The following is a 4,038-nucleotide window of genomic DNA, read 5'->3' as shown; positions in this document are numbered from 1 at the left end:
ATCGACTGGAACGTTGACCTGCTTGATATTAAAAAACGTTTACCCGAAGGCATAGCTGTACAGGGGAACCTTGACCCGCATATTTTGTATGCCGATAAAAAGGTGATTAAAGAACGGATCTACCGCTTGTTCGACAGGATGAAGGATGAAAAGGGCTTTATCTTTAACTTAGGTCATGGTATAATGCCGGATATTCCGTTTGATAACGTGAAGTATGCGGTGGAAGTTATAAAAGAATATGCCCCCTGACCTCCTAAGGGGGGAGCATTGGCGGCAGTATATTATAGATAATAATAAAACAATAGCCCACTTTAAAGGTCGGGGGCTTATAATTCCCCCTTTAGGGGGTTAGGGGGCTCAGCTTCATGTATAACTACATCCTTTCCATACATATCATTTTTGTAGTCTGCTGGATGGCGGGGCTGTTTTATATTGTGCGCCTGTTTATTTACCACAGGGAAGCTCAGGATAAACCTGAACCGGCCCGCACTATCCTATCAGATCAATTTGAGATCATAGAGAAAAAACTGTGGTGGATAATTGCTACGCCAAGCATGTATTTTGTGATCGGCGCAGGGGCAACCATGCTGCATCTTAACCCGGGCTTATGGAAAATGCCCTGGCTGCATGTAAAGCTCACTTTTGTGGTAGGGCTAATCGTTTACCACTTCATCTGCCAAAAAATAATGAAACAAATGGCCGGTGGCGTGTTCAAATGGACGTCCATTCAACTCCGTTTATGGAACGAACTGGCTACCATTATCCTCTTTGCTATTGTATTCCTGGTAGTACTTAAAAGCGCCCTTAACTGGATCTTTGGGGTGATTGGTATCATCCTTTTCAGTTTGATAATTATGTCGGCGGTGAAGCTTTATAAGTATTTTAGGGGGAAGCAATAAATCAGTATTAAATTGTAAAAAAACCTATTTCTGCAAATAAGCCACCCCTTCCTTCATCACCAGCCTTACTTGCTTTACCACTTTTATATCCTCAGTAGGGTTACCTTCAACTGCAACCAGATCTGCCAGGAAACCTGCCCTTATATTGCCCAGGTTTTTTAACTTAAAAACCTGGGCGTTTACAGATGTAGCAGAACGTAATACATCTATAGGTTTCATACCATACTCAACCATTAACAGCATCTCCCGCGCATTGTCGCCATGGGCAAATACACCAACATCACCGCCCATACAAATGGTTACCCCGGCTTTAAGTGCGTTCCTGAACATGGTACGTTTCGCCTTCACATTTTCCGGGTCAGCATCAATACCTTTTTTCCATCCGCGGTAAATATCATTGGCTTCCGTTGCCGCCAGCGTGGGGCATAAAGCGATCCCTTTGGCTTTCATCTGTTTAAACAATTCCGGCGTGCCGCCATCACCGTGCTCAATGGTGCTGGCCCCTGCCAATATCGCGCGGCGCATGCCTTCTTCAGAACCCGAATGCACAACCACTTGCCTGCCGCGGCTATTAGCCACTGCAACAGCAGCCTTTAGCTCATCAACCGTAAATGTGGGGGTGGCACCCTCGTCTGTAGCCCAGTAATCGGCGTAAAGCTTTACAACATCGGCCCCATAGCCTATCTGCGAACGCACCACTCTTGATACGCCTTCAACGCCGTCGGCTTCTTCGGCGCCAAGCAGCGGGTGCGATTCGGCAACGTTGCTCTTTGGCCCGTAAGCACCTGTGGTAACAATGGCGCGAGTAGCTACCAGCATCCTGGGGCCTGGTACAATCCCTTTATTGATAGCCGTTTTTAAACCAACATCGTCATATGCAGCCCCTTCGGTTCCCAGGTCGCGCACTGTGGTAAAGCCTGCCATTAAGGTAGCTCTTGCGTGTTCAACCGCACGGACCGTACGCTCTGCCCGGCTTTCGTTCATTACCTGGTCGTTCCAACTCGTTTCATTATAGGGGTGCAAAAATAAATGAGAATGACCTTCTATTAGCCCGGGCATTAAAGTCATGCCTTTTAGGTCCACTATTTTTGCAGAAGCCGGGGTCTTGATTGATGCAGGTTCTCCAACAGCCTCAATATGGTTGCCTTTTACTAAAACATACCAATTGATATGTATTTGCTGTCCGTCGAAAATACGATCGGGTTTAAGTAAAATATATTGGGCGGACGAATTAGGCTGGGCAACACCCTGCAGGCAGGATAAAAAGATACTGATAATTACAAGCTGAATAATTTTCATTATATATAAAGTTAACTTACTTTGACCGATGTAATGTATTCCCGAAATTTAGTTAAAATTATTTTACACCCCATGCAACCAATTCTATATAGAATACATCTTAGTTTAAAATGATGTTTTTGGAAGCTAAACCTACTATTGATGATCTGGTAAAATGCTGTAAGGCCGGGCAACGCAAGGCGCAGGAAATGCTGTATAAGCAATTTGCCTCAAAAATGCTGGGTGTTTGCATGCGCTACGCTACCGATAGAATGGAAGCTGAGGATATGCTACAGAACGGATTCATTAAAGTATTCCAAAAAATTGCTGATTACCGGGGCGACGGTTCATTTGAAGGTTGGGTGAGGCGTATTATGGTGCACAGCTCAATTGAATATTATCGCCGCCACCATAAAATGATGCAGGTAGTTGATATTGACAATGCCGGGCACGAGCCATCTGTTAATGCCGCGGCAGCCAGCAGCCTGGAAGCAAAAGATCTGCTGGTGCTAATAAAAGCCTTGTCGCCGGGTTACCGCATGGTGTTTAACTTATATGCCATTGATGGTTACTCGCATAAAGAAATAGCCGAAATTATGGGCATTAGCGAAGGTGCTTCAAAATCGCAGTTATCAAGGGCCCGGGCTATTTTAAAAGAACAGATATTAAAAATGGAGAATAAAAGATATGAATATGCAGGATAAAGAAATTGATCAACTATTCAGGTCTAAACTTGATGATTTTGAAATTGAGCCATCTGCCCAGCTTTGGGGCAACATCGCCTCCCGCATGGATGAAAGTAAGCGGTCGTTAAAAACCTATCTAAGCATAGCCGCGAGTTTACTGCTTATGCTATCAGCAGGTTTATATTTTGTATCGCAGATAAAAGATAATACCAAAAAACAGGTGCAATTGATTGCCGTTAAAAACAATAAGCCTGCAAAATCAATTATAACACCTGTAATTGCATCGTCAAAAATTGTACAGCCACAGTTAGAAAAGGCTCTCGCTGTAAATAATGTAGTAACATCGCGCAAGCAAAAAACAAAAGCGGTTAAAGTACTGCCTGTAAGAAATGAAGAAATACTATTACCGGCACAACAACTGGCGGAGGTGGTTCAACCTGCACAAGAAGTGAAGTTTGTAGTGCCTGATAGAGGAGTGCCCTTTAACGAAAAAATTGAAATGCCCGAAGATGTATCGTTTAAAGCTAATACTTTAGTGGCTCAACAACCGCCGGTTAATAAGACCATAGCTGCAGCGCCTGTTAAAAAACATCGCATACGCAACTTAGGAGATCTGATAAATGTAGTGGTAAGTAAGGTTGACAAACGCAAGGATAAGCTGATAGAATTTTCGAGCACAAACGATGAGGACGATTCTGTAGTATCCGGGCTTAACCTTGGCTTTATCAAAATAAAAAAACAAGATAAATAGAATAGTAATACACCAAAATATATGAAACGCCTGATTTTTACTACAATAATATGCCTGGCAGCAACCGTTGTGTTTGCACAAACGGATTCTGTTAAAACTGATACTACCAAAACCCGCCGTACAAAGATCAGACTTGGTTTTGGGGATGATGTTAGCCAGGTATCAATTAATGATACCTCATCTTATTCTTACACTACAAAGGCACCGGGGTTTTCCTTTGGGCTTACCTTTACCCGGTTTGATATTGGTTTAACCACCCTGGTTGATAACGGCAGCTTTACGTTATCGCCAACTAACCAGTTTTTAAATTATCGGTCGTGGAGAAGCAGCAATATTGGTTTTGATGTGTTGCAGCTGAGCTATAGGTTTAATAGTTCATTCAGGATATATACAGCGGGTGGGTTTGATTGGACAAACCTGCGCC

5 protein-coding genes and 1 pseudogene are annotated in these 4,038 nt (G+C 43.4%); 5 read left to right on the top strand and 1 reads right to left on the bottom strand.

The features are described 5' to 3' along the window. Window positions 1-249: uroporphyrinogen decarboxylase family protein (locus tag JWQ85_RS19455; RefSeq protein ID WP_299470934.1), on the top strand; the 249-nt coding region annotated here is incomplete at its 5' end. Window positions 250-365: 116 nt separating this feature from the next. Beyond that, window positions 366-899 carry a CopD family protein gene (locus JWQ85_RS19450; protein WP_299470932.1) on the top strand — a complete coding sequence of 178 codons (534 nt, stop codon included), beginning with the start codon at window positions 366-368 and terminating at the stop codon, window positions 897-899. 24 nt (window positions 900-923) lie between these two features. On the opposite strand, the gene JWQ85_RS19445 is transcribed toward JWQ85_RS19450, so the two are convergent. Then, window positions 924-2,198, bottom strand: coding sequence for an amidohydrolase family protein (locus JWQ85_RS19445; protein ID WP_299470930.1), 1,275 nt, complete (start codon window positions 2,196-2,198; stop codon window positions 924-926). Window positions 2,199-2,311: 113 nt separating this feature from the next. On the opposite strand from JWQ85_RS19445, the gene JWQ85_RS19440 reads away from it, so the two are divergent. The 3 genes and pseudogenes from JWQ85_RS19440 to JWQ85_RS19430 form a co-directional block, all read left to right on the top strand. Then, window positions 2,312-2,881: a sigma-70 family RNA polymerase sigma factor gene (locus JWQ85_RS19440; RefSeq protein ID WP_299470936.1), complete on the top strand. Its 570-nt coding sequence runs from the start codon at window positions 2,312-2,314 to the stop codon at window positions 2,879-2,881. After that, window positions 2,871-3,614 carry a hypothetical protein gene (locus JWQ85_RS19435; protein ID WP_299470929.1) on the top strand — a complete coding sequence of 248 codons (744 nt, stop codon included), beginning with the start codon at window positions 2,871-2,873 and terminating at the stop codon, window positions 3,612-3,614. The genes JWQ85_RS19440 and JWQ85_RS19435 overlap by 11 nt, the downstream gene beginning before the upstream one ends. 21 nt (window positions 3,615-3,635) lie before the next feature. Beyond that, window positions 3,636-4,038 (top strand): annotated as a pseudogene (locus tag JWQ85_RS19430) (PorT family protein); the annotation flags it as partial.

This window comes from Mucilaginibacter sp. (assembly GCF_028288105.1).
Classification (GTDB): domain Bacteria; phylum Bacteroidota; class Bacteroidia; order Sphingobacteriales; family Sphingobacteriaceae; genus Mucilaginibacter.
This window is presented reverse-complemented; position numbering and strand designations above follow the sequence as displayed.

What these genes read in the sequence shown, in the direction of transcription:
- JWQ85_RS19450 (WP_299470932.1), top strand. Translation starts at nt 366, where the DNA reads ATGTATAACTACATCCTTTCCATACATATCATTTTTGTAGTCTGCTGG.
- JWQ85_RS19445 (WP_299470930.1), bottom strand. Translation starts at nt 2,198, where the DNA reads ATGAAAATTATTCAGCTTGTAATTATCAGTATCTTTTTATCCTGCCTG.
- JWQ85_RS19440 (WP_299470936.1), top strand. Translation starts at nt 2,312, where the DNA reads ATGTTTTTGGAAGCTAAACCTACTATTGATGATCTGGTAAAATGCTGT.
- JWQ85_RS19435 (WP_299470929.1), top strand. Translation starts at nt 2,871, where the DNA reads ATGCAGGATAAAGAAATTGATCAACTATTCAGGTCTAAACTTGATGAT.